Genomic DNA, 18372 nt, shown 5'->3' on the forward strand with positions numbered 1-18372 from the left:
GCCGGAACGCGACGCGGCCGCCGTCGCGCCTGCCGTCGCGTCCGTCGGAGTTGCGAAGCACGCTGGGGATGCAGCGCGGAAGGGCGGCAGCCGCCGGCGGACGACGCCTGCCGCGGACGATCTGCCGGCAGCAGTGCGGTTGCCTGCCAAACCGACGGCCAACAGCGCCAGCAAGCTTGCCGCGCGAGGCACGACGGAAGTAGGGGCGGCAGCGCGGGCCAGCAAGTCGACGCCGGTAGCCAGGGTAGAGGCCACCGACGCAAGCAAGGCTACCAAGGCTACCGAGGCTACCGAGGCGGCGAAGGCCACCACGGTGACCAGGGGCACCAAGGCGGCGAAGGCAACGAAGGCGACGAAGGCGACGAAGGCAAGAGCGCTTCCAGCCGCGACCGAAGCTGCCCCGCGCGCGTCAGCCCAGCCACGTGTCGGCGCAGCCTCGAAGACGGGGGCGGCGGGGTCGCCCGCGCGCCGCGCCAGCGCTGGCGCGGCCGCGGTGCCTGCACCGAGCGCGCGCGCGGCCGGCAAGCGTCCGGCCGCGCGCAAGGCGGCTAGCGCTGTCGGCATGCCCAACGAGGTTGCAGGCAACGCCGCGCCGACGAAGGCCGCGGCGACATCGAAGGCGTCACCGAAGCAAAGCAGGCTCGCGGTCGACGCGCCGGGCAAGGCGCTCGCCAAGCCGACCGGCAAGGTCGCCGAAGGCAAGAAGGCAGCCACCGCGCAGACGGCTCGCGCGCCGGTGCCGACCGAGGTGGTCGACGCGGTGCACGCGGACCCCGGGTCAGCCGACCTGGTGGAAACGCAGATCGGCCCGCTGGAAATCAGCGAAGGGCGCCCGGCGTATTGGGAGGAAGCATGTGCCGATCTGATGCGTCGCGACCGGATCATGAAGAAGCTGATTCCCCGCTTCAGCCGCACGCATCTGATCGGTCGCGGCGAGCCGTTCGAGACGCTGGCACGATCGGTAGTCGGACAGCAGATTTCGGTCAAGGCAGCCGATGCGATCTGGCATCGGCTGTTGGCCAGCTGCCCCGGCTGCGAACCCGCCACGGTGCATGCACTGGGTGTCGAACAACTGGCCGCGTGCGGGCTGTCGAAACGCAAGGCCGAATATGTGTTCGACCTTAGCCGGCACTTCGTCGACGGTTCCCTGCATCCCGACGCCTGGTCGACGATGGACGACGAGGCCGTGATTGCCGAGTTGACGCAGATCCGCGGCATCGGGCGCTGGACCGCCGAGATGTTCCTGATCTTCAACCTGCGCCGACCGGACGTGCTGCCGCTTGACGATTTCGGCCTGTTGCGCGCGATCAGCGTCAATTACTTCAGCGGTGAGCCGGTAACGCGCAGCGAGGCTCGGGAAGTGGCCGCCAACTGGGAACCCTGGCGGACGGTCGCGACATGGTATCTGTGGCGCAGCCTCGATCCGATCCCGCGGATGACGTGAATCGGTCCGAGCGCAGGGCCTCGGAGCGCAGGGCGTCGGCGCGCAGGACCATCGGCCGAGTCCTCGGCAGCACCGCTTCGGCCATCGGCGGCATGGCGGCGCGGTGGTTCGGCCCCGCGTCGCTGCCGACCCTGTAGAATACGCGCTGCCCAAAATATGCGACGGGACCAGTAAGCATGAAACAGACTTTTCTAGATTTCGAACAGCCGATCGCCGAGCTTGAAGCGAAGATCGAACAGCTCAGGTTCGTGCAGGACGATTCGGCCGTCGATATCTCGGAAGAAATCGAGCGTCTGAGCAGCAAGAGCCAGCAGCTCACGAAGGACATCTATGCGAAGCTGTCGCCGTGGCAGGTGTCGCAGATCGCGCGCCATCCGCAGCGCCCCTATACGCTCGACTACATCAACCAGATCTTCACCGACTTCCATGAACTGCACGGCGATCGCGCGTTCGCGGACGACGTGTCGATCGTCGGTGGCCTGGCGCGCTTCAATGGTCAGTCCTGCATGGTGATCGGTCACCAGAAAGGCCGCGACACCAAGGAGCGCGCGCTGCGCAACTTCGGCATGTCCCGCCCCGAGGGCTACCGCAAGGCCGAACGGTTGATGCGCCTGGCGGAGAAGTTTCGCATTCCGGTCTTCACGTTTGTCGACACGCCGGGCGCGTATCCGGGCATCGGTGCAGAGGAGCGCGGCCAGTCCGAGGCGATCGGGCGCAATCTCTATGTGATGGCCGAACTGAACACGCCGATCATTGCGACGATCATCGGCGAAGGCGGTTCCGGCGGTGCGCTGGCGATTGCCGTTGGCGACAGCGTCGCGATGCTGCAGTTCGCCACCTACTCGGTGATCTCGCCGGAAGGCTGTGCGTCGATTCTCTGGAAGAGCGCGGCCAAGGCGCCGGAAGCCGCGGAGGCGTTGGGCCTGACCGCGCCACGGCTGAAGGCGCTCGGCCTGATCGACAAGATCATCAACGAGCCGCTCGGCGGCGCCCATCGGGACCCGAAGGCGATGGCGCTGTCCGTGCGCCGGGCGCTGACCGATTCGATGCGCCAGTTCCAGGGCATGAGCACCGCCGACCTGCGCGCGCGACGCTACGAGCGTCTCGAAGGCTATGGCAAATACCGCGAGACGCCGGCCCCGCGCGGCTGACCGCATGCATGCCGCGACCGGCCCGGCGCGCGCCGGCTCGGTATGAACGGCGAGGCCGCGGCGCTAGCACTCGAGCGCGCCGTCCGCACTGCGCTCGCGAAGTCTGCCGAATGGTTTGCCGATTCGGTGGCCGGCTCGTCGGCTGATTCGTCGGCTGATCCGTACGTTGATCGCGCGGCGCAAGCCGAAGTCGCCGTCGCATTCAGCGGGGGCGCTGACTCCACCGCACTGTTGTATGCGGCAAGCCGTGCACTCGCGCCGCGGCGTCTGCACGCACTGCACGTCAATCATCAGCTGTCGCCGAACGCCGGCGCCTGGCAGGCGCACTGCGCGGCCGTCGCCGCGCGCCTGGGCGTCGGCTTCCAGAGCACCGATGTGCGCGTGGCAGGGGACGATCCACGCGGCATCGAGGCCGCCGCCCGCGCCGCGCGCTACCACGCGCTGGACAGTCTGGCGAAACGCTCCGGTGTCACGATCGTGCTGCTTGGACAGCATGCCGACGACCAGGCAGAGACCGTCCTCCTGCAGGCACTGCGCGGCGCCGGGCCGGCAGGCCTGGCCGGCATGCCGGTCCAGCGTCGCAGCGCGGGCGGAATCTGGCTGCTGCGGCCTTGCCTGACATCGACGCGAGACGAACTGCGCGCGGCGCTTGCCTGGTATCTACGCTCGGATGGAGCGGCGCCGCCGACGGCGGCGGGATGGGTGGAGGACGAATCGAACGGGGATGCGCGTTTCGCGCGCAACGCCTTGCGTCAATGCCTGGCCACCGGGCTGGCGGAACGATTCCCGGCGTATCGCACGACGCTCGGCCGGGTCGCCCGACACGCCGCAGAGGCCGCGGATCTTCTCGATGCGCTTGCCGACATCGACCTGGCCGCGGCAGGTGCGGTGTCCGCCTGCGACGCACCGCTCAGTGTTCCGATCCTGTTGCAACTGGATGATGCGCGCCTGCGCAACGCCCTGCGCCGCTGGTTTCGGCGTTGCGGGCTGCGCGCGCCGTCAACTGCCCGCCTCGAAGCGTTGCGTGTTGCGTTGCGTAGTGCATTGCCTGATGCATTGCCTGATGCATTGCCTGATGCGTTGCCTGAGGCGTTGTGTAGTGCGTCGCCTGCTGCGTCGCCTAATGCGCTGCGCGCGGCGCCTCGCGGCATGCTTGGGCGCTTTGAAGGACGCACGCTGGTATGTGAGCGCGGCCGTCTGCGCTGGCTGGCGGCCTGTGAGTCGCTGGCGGGCCGACCGCGGGCAAGTGCGGCACTGGAACCGGTGTCGATCCGGGGCGCGACGCTTTGCCTGCGTGAATGGCATCTGCCCGCCTGGGGCGGCTGCCTGCGCCTGCTTGCCGTGGACCACGCGCCCGCTTTGCATCGCGAGCACGGCGACGGCTCCCGAGGCGATCGCGCATCGGGTCAGGCACCTCATAGCGAATCGCAGTGCAACTCGGCATGCGAATCGGCGTGCCCTCCTGGCCGCGATCGCCACGCTGACTCGACCTGCGCCCCGTTGCGCGATGCGCTGGCGGACCTCTGGCCGCTGAGCGCGCTTGCCGACGCGATGGTTACTGCGCGCAGTCGCGGCGGCGGCGAGCGGATGCGAACGCGGGCAGGGGGACCTTCGCGCAGCCTGAAGAATCTTTTCCAGGAAGCTTGCGTGCCGGCAGCCGAACGCGCCGTGCCGTTGTTCGAGATCGACGGACGGCTTGCGTTCGTGCCGCGCCTCGGCGCCGACATCGCTTACGCGACGGAATTGCGCCGCATCGCGGACGCGCAGGCCGGCCCGCCACACCGGTATGTGCGCTTCGAATGGCAATTCCTGCCTGTCGGCTTGTCAAGCTGACCTGCATCCTGTAATTTCTATCGTTTTTTCGATGACCGGGTCCGTCACCTGCGGGGCCGGCCGCATCGCCTGCGCGATCCCCGACCGGGGCGCGTGTCGACGGTGAACGCGTGCGTCCATGCGACGCAATGAAACGGGCAGTCGCCTTCCGCGCGACCATGCCCGCCAGTCTCAACCGTAATCAACCATGTCATTGATCGTACACAAATACGGCGGCACGTCGATGGGCTCGGTCGAGCGCATCCGCAACGTGGCGCGTCGGGTTGCCAAGTGGCACAAGGCGGGACACCAGATGGTCGTGGTGCCGTCGGCGATGTCCGGCGAAACCAATCGGCTGCTGAAACTCGCGAACGACATTTCGGCGCGGCCGTCGACACGCGAACTCGACATGCTGGCGTCGACCGGCGAACAGGCAAGCGTCGCCTTGCTGGCCATCGCGCTGCAGGATATCGGCATCGACGCCGTCAGCTATGCCGGCTGGCAGGTGCCGATCCGGACCGACAATGCCTACACCAAGGCGCGCATCAGCAGCATCGACGACGCGCGCGTGCGCGCCGATCTCGACGCCGGCCGCGTGGTCGTCATCACCGGCTTTCAGGGCGTCGACGAGCAGGGCAACATCACGACGCTGGGCCGCGGCGGCTCCGACACGTCGGCAGTGGCCGTGGCGGCCGCGATGAAGGCGGAGGAGTGCCTGATCTACACCGACGTCGACGGCGTCTACACCACCGACCCGCGCGTGGTCGACGAAGCGCGCCGGCTGTCCAGCATCACCTTCGAGGAGATGCTGGAGATGGCCAGTCTTGGCTCGAAGGTGCTGCAGATCCGTTCGGTGGAGTTCGCCGGCAAGTACCAGGTGAAGACGCGCGTGCTCTCGAGCCTGACCGACCCGGACATCCCGCTCGAAACCGAGATGGCATCGGGAACGCTGATTACTCTTGACGAAGAAGGACAGGACATGGAACAGGCGATCATCTCCGGCATCGCATTCCAGCGCGACGAAGCGCGGATCGCAGTGGCCGGCGTGCCCGACAAGCCGGGTATTGCGTATCAAATCCTCGGGCCGGTCGCCGACGCGAACATCGACGTCGACATGATCATCCAGAACCGCGGCTCGAACGGCAAGACCGACTTCACGTTCACCGTTGCGCGCGGCGACTATCAGCGCGCGCTGGAGATCCTGCAGGCCGAAGTGAAGGACCACATCGGCGCGGGCAGCATCGAGGGCGACCCGAAAGTGTCGAAGGTGTCGGTGGTCGGCGTGGGCATGCGTTCGCATGTCGGCGTTGCCAGCCAGATGTTCCGCACGCTGTCGGAAGAGGGCATCAATATCCAGATGATCTCCACCTCCGAAATCAAGATTTCGGTGCTGATGGACGAGAAGTACATGGAACTCGCCGTGCGCGCGCTGCACAAGGCCTTCGGTCTGGAAAGCGCCTGAACGCGGCGCGCGGCCACGGGCAACGCAGCTTTGCGATTTACACGAAACTGTCGTTGACCGGGGACCGCTAAGTCGCTAATATTGCGGCTTCTCGCTTTCCGAAGCGAGACTGTTCGGAGACGTGGCCGAGAGGTCGAAGGCACTCCCCTGCTAAGGGAGCATGCGGGCCAAAACCTGCATCGAGGGTTCGAATCCCTCCGTCTCCGCCAGTATTAATGGTAAGTCGGTGATTTCGCTTGATTCTCTCAGTCCAGCGATGACTTACCCACAGCACTACCCCCGATGCTTGCACGCCAGCCGATCGGCTGTTCAAAGCGCGCTACTTCGCGGTCAACAATAACTCCCAGCGTTTAATCGGACCGAAATCTTCGCCAGGCCAACAGCCTCGGAGTAGGCCGTCTTGCTCAAGGTCGGCCATCTCGCACCGCACGTCCTGGCCGGCTTCCGTCAGTGCCACGCGATGACCGCGCGGTGTGGTTAATCAAGTGGACAAGCCACCGGCGAGCAGCATATCGGTTACCCAGCTTCCCCCTGAGTAGATCGGTCGATCGCCATCGACCCGGCGGATGGTGTCGAACACGCGGACAAACGAAACCCCGCTCATCGCGCCACCTGTGACTTAAACGACGGAACGGGTTGCAGCGGACCAAACTCGCGGATGCGCGCGGACGCGCGGCGTCGTCGATGCTGCGGCTGACCGGCCTATGTTCGCCGCGCGAGGGCGACGCGTCGCCCTCGCGTCTACCGTGGACGGCGTGGGCGCAAGCCCGCACCCGCCGTTCGGTGGCGACGCGCCGTCCGAGATGGCAGTGTGAGCGCGTTCCCTTGTCGAAGCGCCGCCTCAGCGCACGCATTCATCATCGGCGTCTCGTGCGCGCGGCGCTGACGTCGCATCCGGGTGCGGTATCTCGTCCCGCTTGCATACCTGACCCTCAGCACAGCGATGCGCGCGGCCCGTTGCTCAGCCGGCTGGCCGGCTAATGGGCAGTGTCCGCGGAGTCGTGTCGCCTTAGATAGAGCGCTGCCGAGCTAAGCCAATTCTCATTGCCCGGATGCTGTCGATTGCTTGATGCTATCGAGGCATGCTGACGAACGCGGTGGCGCGTAATAGACGGGGAAAAGCAATGAAGATCGCAAGCGCAGTAATTGTTGTCACGCTCTCGATGGCGTCATTCGGCGTGAGCGCGAAAAATACCTTCGAAGACAACCGCAGATGGTCGTTCGAAAAGGACGGGGAGTTGACGGTAGACACGTCTTACGACGGTCTCGACGTGGGCTGTTTCAAATTTTCGCCCGAGCGAGTCAATTTCTATGTAGAGCTCATCAATGAGCCCACGGTCGGTCGCTTGCCGTTATCGGTCGAACAGACTGGCGGCACTTATACCGGCGGCGGAAAATTTCATCATGTAAACGGCGCAAAGACCTTGCGCCTGACGTTCTATCCCGGCAATCGCTATCGCGTCCGGAACGAAACCGGTGAGGCAGTACTGGGGCTAGAGTGCGACCGCGGCACTGCGCCGATTGCCGCATCCGCGTCCGCGACGCAGCGCCAAGCGCGGTAGAGTTTGGTGCTGCCGAAGCTACCAAAGGTAGCAAAGCTGCCGACTCGTGCGCTCGGGCGGCACGCTCGAATCTCGCGAGCCGTCGGTGCCCTGCCGCGCATGATGGCGGCTGTCGCGCGATCGCGACACCGAGGCTGCCGCAAAGGTCGAACATGGCATGTCCTTGGCTTCCTCGCCCGTCCGTCCCCCATCCCTTGTTCCGGGCAGGCGTGCCGGAAAACGCGGATGGTAAGCTTGCCGCTTGGATGCAACGCTATGGTGTTGCGCGCGTAAGGCGCGTAAGGCGCGCAAGGCGCGTTCAAGCGGGGAGCACGTGATGCAACGAAGCACCGCGGTTTCGGGCGTATGGCCGGACGAGACGCGTCGCGCGGCGGCGTCGCGTGCCTTGCTGTCGTTGGTCGCTCCGTTTTTCAACGAGGCCGGCGCGGTCGACGCGTTCTTCGCACGCGTGCGTCCGGTGCTCGACAGCATGCCAGGACTCGATCACGAAATCGTCTGCGTCAATGACGGCAGCAACGACGATACGTTGGTGCGCTTGTTGGCGCACGCGGCGGACGATGCCAGCGTGGTCGTGATCGATCTGTCGCGCAACTTCGGCAAGGAGGCGGCGCTGACCGCCGGCATCGAAGCGGCGCGCGGCGATGCGGTGCTGCCCCTCGACGCCGATCTGCAGGACCCACCGGAGGTCATTCCGCAACTGGTGGCGAAATGGCGGGAGGGGTATGAGGTGGTGCTGGCCAAACGCAGTGAACGTGGCACCGACACCTTCGCCAAGCGGCGCACGGCCGCCGCTTTCTACCGTCTTCACAATCGCATCAGCGATCCGAAGATTCCGGAGAATGTCGGGGACTTTCGTCTGATGACGCGGCCCGTCATCGACGCGCTTCGGCAGTTGCCGGAAAACCGGCGGTTCATGAAGGGGTTGTTCGCCTGGGTTGGATTCCGCACGGCGTGCGTGTCGTACCGGCGGGAAGCCAGGGCCTGCGGCGACAGCAAGTTTTCGGGGTGGCGGCTGTGGAACCTTGCGCTCGAAGGCATTACCAGTTTCAGCACCTTGCCGTTGCGCGTCTGGACCTACCTCGGGACGGCGACCGCGCTGTCGGCGTTGTTCTATGCGATCTATCTGGTCGGACGCACGCTGATCCACGGCCGGGACGTGCCGGGCTACGCGTCGCTGATCACCGCGGTGCTGTTCCTGGGCGGCGTGCAACTGATCGGCATCGGCGTGATCGGCGAGTATGTCGGCAGGATGTATATGGAGGCCAAGCGCCGGCCGACATACATCGTACGCAAGCGCTATGGCGCGAACGCCACCCGTGCCACCCATGCCACCGGTGCCGCCCAGGCGACCGGTGCCGGGGGCTGACGCGATGCTTCGCTTTCTACGCTATGCCGCCCTCGGCGCGGTGGGCACGGCGGTGCAGTATGTCTTGCTGATCTGCCTGGTTCATAGCATGGGCGTCGGTCCGGTGGCCGCCTCTTCAGCCGGCGCGGTGGCGGGCGCGGTGACCAACTATCTACTCAATCATCGCTACAGCTTCGGTGGCACCGCCCGCCATCGCGCCGCCGCGCCCCGCTTCATGCTGGTCGCCGCAGGCGGCCTGGCGATCAATGCGATGGTGATGGCACTGCTCACCGGCGCGTTCGCGCTGCCGTACCTGCTTGCGCAATGCGTGGCGACAGCCGCGGTCCTTGCGCTCACTTACGTTGCGAATGCATCCTGGTCGTTCAAGACATGAATAGAACGGTTCGCGGCGACCATGCCTTTCGCATGACGTTCGCCTGCACTGCGTTGGCGTGTTGCATCGCGCTGTTCGCGGCACTGTTGCCGATCGGGCATTGGCAGGACGAATACGCGGTGTTCCCGCACATGCGCGAAGGCGGACTCGATGCGGTCTGGTCGCGGGTGCTGCATTGGAGCCCGCGTCCGTTCTCCGAAGGCCTGATTTACGTTTACAGCCTGGCGGTCTTCGCGTTTGGCAGGCCGCTGATCGGCGCGGCGCTGGCGCTGGCGTGGCTGCTGTTCGCCGTGCTGCTGCTGTTGCCGGCGCGGTGGGCGCCACGCGGCGTTGCGCGCCGCGCCTTGCTGCTGCTGGCGCTGGCGATCTGGTGCGGCTGTCTGTTGGGCCATCCGGTCGCCGAGTTTTTCTATTGGCCAATGGCCACGCTCGCCTACGTACCGACCGTTGCGACGCTCGCCTTCGTTTGTCTGACGTTGATCGCAAGCGGCATGACGCTGCGCGGGTCGACCCGGCCCATCCTGGCCGCATCCACCGAGCGCGCGCCGCTGCTGGCGCAGGCGGCAGGCACGTCCGGCAGCGCTGCCGACAGTGGTGCCGGCGATACATTCGACGGTGCGTCCGACGGCGGCTCCGCCAGGGCTTCCGTGGAGGCGGCTGCCGTCGGGTCCGTCGGGTCCGTCGCGTCTGCCGTAGCGCCGACGCCGCGTGCCGCCGTGCCGCCATGCCTGCCGCTGTGCGTGGCGCTCGCGGTGGCGGCGACCAGCACCGAGGTGGGCGCGATGTTCGTAGCGGCATTCGGCCTGCTGGTGGTGGTAGCCAGTACGTTGGACCGCGGTGCATTGCGGGCGTTGAAGTGGGTGGGACTGCCGGTAGTGCTCGCCTTCGGCGTGATTGGCCTGCTGTATTTCGGCCGCGTGACGCAGAGCATCGAGGTAATGGGCCAGGCGACCGTCGCTCACCATCTTGCACCCGCACTGCGGGCGTCGGTGCATGCCGTGCTCGTGGCGATGGTCTCGCTCGACGGTACGTCGAGCGGCGTGTTGAACGTTGTCGCCGGCTTGGCCGTGAAGGGCTTGTTCACGATCGGTTGCCGACGTCTGCTCGCGCCGTTCATGACGCCGCCTCCGGCGTCGCACGCGGCACCTGCGATGTCGCTGCACCGCTTGCCGGCTGTCGGGATGGAACTTGCCTTACCAAATGCGGGGACTCATGAAGCAGCGGGCCCAGGAGCGTCGCCGGCGGGCATCCCCGTGCTGCTCGCAGCCTTCGCGTGCGCTTGCCTCGGCGTCGTGGCGCTGTCGATCGGCGCGGCGTTCTATCAGTTCGGCCTGCTCTGTTGCGAGCGTCACGATACGTTCAGACAGTGTCTGGTCTATCTGGGTCTTGCGTCGGCCGCGGCCGCGTGGGCAGCGGGGCGCCGCCACCGTCGATGTGGCGTGCGCCCCGGCGCCGTATCGAGGGTGACCGCGCCACGTCCGGTGCAAGGTGCCTCGCTGTTGCTGGCCGGCGCGGCGATCGCGTTCCTGGCCGCGCTGCCTGCGCTGCATGCGGACTTCCGCTCGTATCGCCGCTTTGCGGCCGTGCGGGCGCAGAACTGGCAGGCCGGTCGCGCGCCTGGCGACACCATGTCGTTCGCCCAGCACCCGCCGGGACGCGTGGTCGGCGGCATGGTGGTCGAGCAAGGTCGCTACGAGCGTGGCCCGAACACGCCGGCGTGGATCGACGGCGTGCTCATGCTGTTCGGCAAGCGGTCCGTGACGCTGAAGTAAGCCAAAACTGTCGCCCAGGATCGGCCCAGTCGCGGCGATGCGGCGGATAATGCCCTCACGCGACAGCGACGAGGCGATGCGGCCGATAATGCCCGCACGCGACAGCAACCAGGCTGGCAAAGACCAGCGCGATGATCCGGCCGAAGACCGACGCAACAACCGACGCAACAACCGACGCAACAACCGACGCAACTATCGGCGCAACTATCGGCGCAACTATCGGCGCAACTGTCGGCGCAACTATCGGCGCAACTATCGGCGCAACGAGCCATGCGACGACCCGGGCGGCGCACGAAGCGCCGCAGGCGTAAGTGGCGCACTGCGGTTGCACGGTCCTGCAACGCACATGCAACGTTAGTGCGCGGGGCCGCTCGTAATGCACGACCACGCGACGCTGGGGGGCGGCGCGTGCACCGCGCATTTCGCCAGCCGTTGCGATGTCGTCCGCTGACGCGGCCGGTATCGCGCGCGAACAGGCAGCTTGGCTGGTCGCGGGGCTAGGCCAGGTGCAGCAGATGAATCGCGCCAAGGCTGAGGCAGGCGAGCAGGCTCAGGCTCAACAGCGCGGCGGCGATGACACGGCCGCCGGCCCGCGCAATCGATCGAATATCCACACCAAGGCCGAGCGCGGCCATCGCGACGATGGTCAGAGCGTTGGAGAGCCAGTGCGCGGGTGCCAGCACTGCCGCGGGTAAGCAACCCATCGAACGTGCCGCCATCAACAGCAGGAAGCCGACGATGAACCACGGTACGAGCTGGCCGAGCCGCGCCCGCTTGCCGGTCGACGCGTCGGCTTCGCCGCGTTCGGCGTCTGCGATGAAGGAGAGCAGCAGGAGCACCGGTCCGAGCATCAGGACGCGGACCAGCTTGATCAGTGTGCCGGTCTGCACGCTGATCTGCGACACTGGCGCAGTTGCCGCGAGCACTTGCGGCACCGCGTAGACCGTCATGCCCGCGAACACACCGAATTGCGTCGCACTCATGCCCAGCCACACCGACAGCGCCGGCAGCAGCAGCACGACCGCGACGCCCAGGACCGCGGTGAAGGCGATCGATGCCGCGACGTCCTTCGCGTCGGCGCCGATCACCGGCGCCGCGGCAGCGATGGCCGAATTGCCGCAGATCGCATTGCCGCATGCGACCAGCAATGCCAGGTGGCGCGACAGCCCCAACGCGCGGCCGATCGCGAAGCCAAGACCGACGGCCAGCAGCACGATCGCCGCGACGCAGAGCAGCAAGGGCAGACCGTTGACCAGCAGGGCACCGGCACTGATGCCCGCGCCCAGCAGCAGCACCGCAACTTCGAGCACTGTCTTCGCGCTGAATGTGATCCCCGGCGCGAATCGGGGTCCGGGGGCGAAGAGGCTGCGCACCGCGGTGCCGAGCAGGATCGCCAGCACGAGACTTTCGAGCCAGACGTGGCCGACGAAGCGTGATTGAACGTATTCGCCCGCGGCGGCGGCCAACGATACCGCGATACTCAGCGCGATGCCGGGGAGGAGTCGTGCGACGCTGCCGGACCACGTGTGCCGTGTCGCGGCCGCGATCGGTGGGACTGTCCCGCCACCGATCGCCAGCCACGCGCTGGCTCCGCAGCCGCGGTGAGCGCGCCGCGTCCGGGCCGGTACGGCGCCGACGGTAGTGGCGGACACGGATGAAGACGTCTGGACGCGGCCTGCGGCGCTGATGGAGCGGTTCATGATCGGTTCCTTGTCGGTTCCTTGTCGGTTACGTCATTGTCGGGTCGCCAAATCGTTAAATCCATCTGTTAATATCTTTGTGTTCGTTCACTTGGATTTGACAATTGACGCTCGATCAGCTCAGGGTCTTCGTTGCGGTGGCGGACCGTGGTCATCTGACACGCGCCGCCGACGCGCTGGCGTTGACCCCTGCCGCGGTGAGTGCGGCCATCCGGGCGCTCGAACGCCGCTATGACGTTCAGTTGTTCGATCGCGTCGGGCGCGGCATCGTATTGACCGCGCCGGGTGCCGCTTTCCTTGAACAGGCGCGTGCCACGCTGGCCAATGCCCAGGCCACGGAGCTGGCGCTACAGGAAATGAGCGGCACCGGCCGGGGCAGGGTGCGGGTCCATGCCAGTCAGACCATTGCCAGCTACTGGCTGCCGCAACGCTTGATCGCTTTCAGGCAGCGCTATCCGGCGCTGGAGCTGGCATTGACGATCGGCAACACTTCGGGCGTTGCGCAGGGCGTTAATGAGGGTGGCGCCGATCTTGGCCTGGTCGAGGGAGACGTCGATGGCGCATCGCTCGACGTCACGCAGGTCGCCACCGACCGACTGTTCGTGGTCGTCGCTCCCAGCCATGCGTGGGCCGACGGCCGGCGTCTCGGCACCGCCGATCTGGTGCGTTCGAGTTGGATCAGCCGCGAAAGCGGATCGGGCACCCGTTCGGTGTTCGAGGCGGCGCTGCGAGCGGGCGGTGTCGACGCGGCCACGCTCGATGTCGTGCTGACGCTACCGTCCAACGAAGCGGTTCGTGTCGCGGTCGAGCATTCCGCGTGCGCAGCCGTGCTGTCCGAACGGGTTGCCGCGCCGGCGATCGAAGCGGGCCGGTTGGTGCGAGCGGGCTTCGCGTTGCCGCCTCGAAGCTTCAACCTGCTGCGCCATCGCGAGCGCTACCGGACCCGCGCCGCCGAGGCTCTGGTCGCCCTGCTGGTCGATTGATCGATGATTGATGCATTCGCGCGCGCCGGCGGCGAGCGTGGTCACGGCGCGCCAGTACCCGAATGGGTCCCTCATCGCCGCAGTGGCGGACGGGTTCAGGCGGACGGCCCGGGTGCGTCCCCAGTGCGGCGCGCGCGTTGCGCCTCGCCGCGGCACCGTTCCGAACAATAGCGAACCTCGTCCCAGTTCGCGCGCCACTTCTTGCGCCACGTGAACGGCAGTCCGCAGTGCGCGCAGACGCGCGTCGGCAGGTCGCCTTTGCGCCGCATCTTCATTGCGCTGACCAATTTGCCATGTGGCGTGGTTCAGCCCGGCCGCATGGCGCCCCTACCGACCGATGGAGGGCACCCAAAGGGCGCCACGGCTGGCGTACAGCAAGGTCCCGTCGTGCGGGAGCGGTGGCCGTCCGCATCCTGGTTCCCATCGTGGCCGGCGCTGGAGCCGCTAGCGAGGCCCGTGCTGAGGCCCGCGATGGAGCCCTCGATGGGAGCCGTGCCGAGGCGGATAGCGCGGTTGCCATCAGGCAGGATCGATGGTCGTGCGGTCGGTGTCGGCGCCGCGATAGCCGAGCAGCGTGCTGACAGCCACGGCCTCGGCACGCACTGCCGCGGCGATCGGCCCGTCGAGCGATGGATCGAAGCCGCCGCTGGCACCGAGGGCGGTGAGCGCCGCGCAGACGCCGCCTGCGTGGTCGAAAACCGGCGCGGAAACGGCACTGATGCCTTTCAGATTGACGTCCCGCACCGCGGCGCAGCCATCGCGTTGCACGGCCTGGCGCAACGTGCCGATCGGGTCGCCGCCATCGAGCAAAGCCCGCTGGGACGCCGTCAAGCCGGCGAGCTCGCGTTCCGCAAGCTTGAAGGCGCTGCGTGCATCGACCAGTCCCAGAAAGACCCGCCCGGTAGCCGACCAAAGCATTGACAGCACCGAGCCCACGCGCACGTTGACCGTCACCGGCAGCCCCGGCTCCTCGAAGCGAACGATGGTGGGGCCCTTGTTGCCGAGGATTGCCAGAAAGCAGGTGACACCGAGCGCTTCGCGCAACCGCAGCAGGGAGCCTTCCGCCAGACGGATCGGATCGGCCTGACGCATCGCGGCAATGCCCAGCAGCATCGTTTCCAGCGCCAGGCGGTAATCCTGGGAGCCATCGTCCTGCGAAACCAGGCCGGCTTCGACCAGGCTGCTCAGGTAGCGGTGAACCTTGGACGGATGTTCGTCGACCCGTGCGGCGATGGCGCTGAGCGCGGCGCGCCCGCCAAGTGCGCCGAGCGCTTTCAGAACCGCCATCGCCGTCTCGGCCGACTGCACCCGCTGCCGTCGATCCCGTGCCGGCGTCTCCGCGCTGCCGGATACGGGCATGCGCGTCGGCGCGGCCAATCCGGACGGCGTCGCGGGGTGACCTGCCGGGCCGGTCTCGCGGCTCTGGCGGGCGGCCGCATCGTGGTCGTTGCCGAGATCCGTACGCGCCGTACTGGCGGGACCGGTAGGACCGGTCGATCCGGACGGCGGCGAGGCAGTGCGGGGCAGAGAAGGCATTCGAGAAGCCGCGGCGGCGAGGAGAGGACAAAAGGCGATGGAATGCGACGGAAAGCAACCGAGCGCCACGAAGCGCTGCGAAGCGTGACCAGGCGTCACAGACGGTGACCATGGTCGCACGGAGCGGCAACGATGCGCACGAGACGAGCGAGGCGGGCATCGGAGGGCGATGTTGCCAGCAACGGGCACCGTTGCACCGCAAGATGCGCGGCCGTGACGACACACTGCTGACCGGCTCAATCATAAGCGAGGGCGGCCGGCTTGCGCGATGCCACGGCGACGCTCATCTGGCGCTACGGTTTACCCGGACTAGTCCCGATACGCGAATTACGCAAAGCGTACTAGGATTACGCAAAACAGCCGGTGAGAAACCCCATGACGACCGCCACTCCGTCCGACGCTTCAATCGACAACGTCCTGACGCCCGCCGCTGGCGTGCCGTCGGCGCCGCCCGCGGGCGGCGCCGGCCGCTGTCCGATCGATCACAGTGCGATGCGGGCCCCGAACGGCTGTCCGGTCAGTGCCAGGGCGGCGGACTTCGATCCGTTCAGCGATGGCTATCAGCAGGACCCGCCGGACTATGTGCGTTGGTCGCGCGAGCAGGAGCCGGTGTTCTACAGTCCGCAGCTCGGCTATTGGGTGGTGACGCGCTATCACGACATCAAGGCGATCTTCCGCGACAACATCACCTTCAGTCCGTCGATCGCGCTTGAGAAGATCACGCCGACCGGGCCGGAAGCCAATGCGGTGCTCGCGTCCTACGAATACGGGATGAGTCGCACGCTGGTCAACGAGGACGAGCCGGCTCACATGCCGCGCCGTCGCGTGCTGATGGAGCCGTTCACGCCGCCCGAGCTCGGCCACCATGAAGCGATGGTGCGCCGGCTGGCGCGCGAGTACGTCGATCGTTTCATCGACGACGGACGCGCCGATCTGGTCGACCAGATGCTGTGGGAGGTGCCGCTGACCGTCGCGCTGCACTTCCTCGGCGTGCCCGAGGAAGACATGGACATGCTGCGCCAGTATTCGATCGCGCACACGGTCAACACCTGGGGGCGGCCGAAGCCCGAGGAGCAGGTGGCGGTCGCGCATGCGGTCGGCAAGTTCTGGCAATTCGCCGGCAAGGTGCTCGACAAGATGCGCGCCGATCCGTCCGGTCCCGGTTGGATGCAATACGGTATTCGCATGCAGAAGCAGCATCCGGAAATCGTCACCGACTCGTATCTGCATTCGATGATGATGGCGGGCATCGTTGCCGCGCATGAAACCACGGCGAATGCCGCCGCCAACGCGATCAAGCTGCTGCTGCAACATCGCGAGGCGTGGGAAGACATCTGCGCCGACCCGTCGCTGATTCCGAACGCGGTCGAGGAGTGCCTGCGGCACAACGGCTCGGTCGCGGCATGGCGGCGGCTGGCCACGCGCGACGTACGCATCGGCGGCGTCGACATTCCGGCCGGCGCCAAGCTGCTGATCGTCACCTCGTCCGCGAATCACGACGAACGCCATTTCAACGACGCGGACTTCTTCGACATCCGGCGCGAGAACGCCGGCGACCAACTGACGTTCGGCTTCGGCGCCCATCAGTGTCTCGGCAAAGACCTGGCGCGCATGGAGCTGCAGATCTTTCTCGAGGAGTTCAGCCGGCGCCTGCCGCACATGCGGCTGGCCGAGCAAGCGTTCAGCTATGTGCCGAATACATCGTTCCGGGGTCCGGAGCATCTATGGGTGGAATGGGACCCGGCCGCCAATCCCGAGCGTCGCGACCGCGCGGTGCTGTCGGCCCGGGCGCCGGTCCGCATCGGGGACATCACGCGCGTCGACGCCTACCGTACCGTCAAGGTGGAGTCGGCCGTCGCGCTGACCTCGGATATCGTGCGACTGCGTCTGGTGGCTGCGGACGGACGTCCGTTGCCGCGCTGGACGCCGGGTGCCCACATCGATGTGGTCTGTGCCGTCGCGTCCGGTGGCATTCAGGATGGCGGCGCGAGCTCGCAGGACGGTGCCGCGGCTGCCCGCCCGATCTCCCGCCAGTACTCGCTGTGTGGCGACCCGGACGCGCGAGACGCCTACGAGATCGCGGTGCTGCGCGAGCCGGACGGTCGCGGCGGCTCGGCGTGGGTGCACGAATACGCTCGGGCCGGTGCGTTGCTGCGTATCCGCGGGCCGCGCAACCACTTTCATTTCGAGACCGACCGCGGGACCGTGTTGTTGATTGCCGGTGGCATCGGCATCACGCCGGTCAGCGCGATGGCACGCCGCGCCCGTGCGCTGGGCCTGGATTACCGACTCATTTACTGCGGCCGCTCGCGCGCATCGATGGCATTGCTCGACGAACTGACGGCGCTGCACGGCGAACGCTTGCAGGTCTATGCGAGTGACGAAGGGCGGCGTGCAGACTTCACGGCACTGCTGGCGACACCGTGCGCCGAGACGCGGGTCTACGCCTGCGGCCCGGCGCGCATGATCGACGCGTTGACGCAGGCCTGCGCGCATTGGCCGCAAGACACGTTGCGGGTCGAGCATTTCACTTCGGCGCTGGGCAAGCTGGATCCCAGCAAGGAGCACGCGTTCGAGGCCGTGTTGGCGTCGTCGGGGAAAAGCGTTCAGGTCAGGTCCGACCAGACTCTGCTGCAAGCGCTGCGCGACGCCCATGTGGAGGTGCGCAGCGACTGCGAGGAGGGGCTGTGCGGTTCGTGCGAGGTTCGCGTGCTCGATGGGACCATCGATCATCGCGACGTGGTGCTGACCCGCGCCGAGCGTGAATCGAACACCAAGATGATGAGCTGTTGCTCGCGGGCGGCGGGCAAGCGCGTCGTGCTCGACCTCTGAGTTCGATGGTGTCGGCCGCGTCTTGCGAGGGCACCGCGTACCGGCGCGAGCATCGCAGTCGGCGGTGCGGCAGGGCGTCCCTGAGATGGGTCGCCGTGGCCTGAATGCGGGGCAGCGCGAGCGCATCGTCGGATCAGCGCCGCCGCACCGTGGTCTTGGAGGCCGCATTGAAGCCACAGCGAGGCCGCATAGAGGCCGCATGGAGGCCGCTTCTGTGCCGGCCCGACGACGTGGCGATGTCGCGATGGCATTGGCATGCGTCACAGCGTCGCCAGCTCGCGATCCCACCAGCGCGCGCGTCGCACGGCTTGACATGCCGCGAGACCGGCCTACACTCGCGGCAATGCCGGCGCCGCGGGCCTCGCGCCGGACCTCGTCC

Annotated in this window: 13 protein-coding genes and 1 tRNA gene; 11 read left to right on the forward strand and 3 right to left on the reverse strand. The window is 67.1% G+C overall.

Annotated elements, in window-relative coordinates:
* The first annotated feature begins 562 nt into the window (after positions 1–562).
* The 9 genes from BLU54_RS14855 (at position 563) to BLU54_RS14895 (ending at position 10942) form a co-directional block, all read left to right on the forward strand.
* Positions 563–1444: a DNA-3-methyladenine glycosylase family protein gene (locus BLU54_RS14855; RefSeq protein ID WP_407919428.1), complete on the forward strand. Its 882-nt coding sequence runs from the start codon at positions 563–565 to the stop codon at positions 1442–1444.
* 176 nt (positions 1445–1620) lie between these two features.
* Positions 1621–2595 (forward strand): acetyl-CoA carboxylase carboxyltransferase subunit alpha, encoded by a 975-nt coding sequence (locus BLU54_RS14860; protein ID WP_091910043.1) that lies wholly within the window; start codon positions 1621–1623, stop codon positions 2593–2595.
* A gap of 42 nt (positions 2596–2637) precedes the next feature.
* The gene (tilS, locus tag BLU54_RS14865; protein ID WP_091910046.1) at positions 2638–4428 is read left to right on the forward strand and encodes a tRNA lysidine(34) synthetase TilS; all 1791 of its coding nucleotides are present in this window, start codon (positions 2638–2640) and stop codon (positions 4426–4428) included.
* Between the two features lie 187 nt (positions 4429–4615).
* Positions 4616–5869: an aspartate kinase gene (locus BLU54_RS14870; protein ID WP_091910049.1), complete on the forward strand. Its 1254-nt coding sequence runs from the start codon at positions 4616–4618 to the stop codon at positions 5867–5869.
* Positions 5870–5984: 115 nt separating this feature from the next.
* A tRNA-Ser gene (locus tag BLU54_RS14875) sits at positions 5985–6078 on the forward strand.
* Between the two features lie 915 nt (positions 6079–6993).
* Complete coding sequence (locus BLU54_RS14880) at positions 6994–7431, forward strand: hypothetical protein (RefSeq protein ID WP_091910052.1); 438 nt, start codon at positions 6994–6996, stop codon at positions 7429–7431.
* A gap of 316 nt (positions 7432–7747) precedes the next feature.
* Positions 7748–8797 carry a glycosyltransferase family 2 protein gene (locus BLU54_RS14885; RefSeq protein WP_091910055.1) on the forward strand — a complete coding sequence of 350 codons (1050 nt, stop codon included), beginning with the start codon at positions 7748–7750 and terminating at the stop codon, positions 8795–8797.
* Between the two features lie 4 nt (positions 8798–8801).
* Positions 8802–9170: a GtrA family protein gene (locus tag BLU54_RS14890; RefSeq protein ID WP_170845162.1), complete on the forward strand. Its 369-nt coding sequence runs from the start codon at positions 8802–8804 to the stop codon at positions 9168–9170.
* The gene (locus BLU54_RS14895; protein ID WP_139169701.1) at positions 9167–10942 is read left to right on the forward strand and encodes a hypothetical protein; all 1776 of its coding nucleotides are present in this window, start codon (positions 9167–9169) and stop codon (positions 10940–10942) included. The genes BLU54_RS14890 and BLU54_RS14895 overlap by 4 nt, the downstream gene beginning before the upstream one ends.
* Positions 10943–11439: 497 nt before the next feature.
* On the opposite strand, the gene BLU54_RS14905 is transcribed toward BLU54_RS14895, so the two are convergent.
* A complete protein-coding gene (locus tag BLU54_RS14905) occupies positions 11440–12642 on the reverse strand; it encodes a YeiH family protein (RefSeq protein ID WP_091910067.1) in 1203 nt (400 codons plus the stop codon).
* Positions 12643–12746: 104 nt separating this feature from the next.
* Between BLU54_RS14905 and BLU54_RS14910 the strand changes: the two genes are divergently transcribed.
* Positions 12747–13625, forward strand: coding sequence for a LysR family transcriptional regulator (locus BLU54_RS14910; protein ID WP_091910070.1), 879 nt, complete (start codon positions 12747–12749; stop codon positions 13623–13625).
* 95 nt (positions 13626–13720) lie between these two features.
* On the opposite strand, the gene BLU54_RS14915 is transcribed toward BLU54_RS14910, so the two are convergent.
* Complete coding sequence (locus BLU54_RS14915; protein ID WP_091910073.1) at positions 13721–13900, reverse strand: DUF2256 domain-containing protein; 180 nt, start codon at positions 13898–13900, stop codon at positions 13721–13723.
* Positions 13901–14144: 244 nt separating this feature from the next.
* Positions 14145–14984, reverse strand: coding sequence for an IclR family transcriptional regulator (locus BLU54_RS14920; RefSeq protein ID WP_091910521.1), 840 nt, complete (start codon positions 14982–14984; stop codon positions 14145–14147).
* Positions 14985–15536: 552 nt separating this feature from the next.
* Here BLU54_RS14920 and BLU54_RS14925 point away from each other — a divergent pair.
* Positions 15537–17993: a cytochrome P450/oxidoreductase gene (locus tag BLU54_RS14925; protein ID WP_091910076.1), complete on the forward strand. Its 2457-nt coding sequence runs from the start codon at positions 15537–15539 to the stop codon at positions 17991–17993.
* Positions 17994–18372: the final 379 nt, after the last annotated feature.

Source organism: Chitinasiproducens palmae (genome assembly GCF_900095735.1).
Classification (GTDB): domain Bacteria; phylum Pseudomonadota; class Gammaproteobacteria; order Burkholderiales; family Burkholderiaceae; genus Chitinasiproducens; species Chitinasiproducens palmae.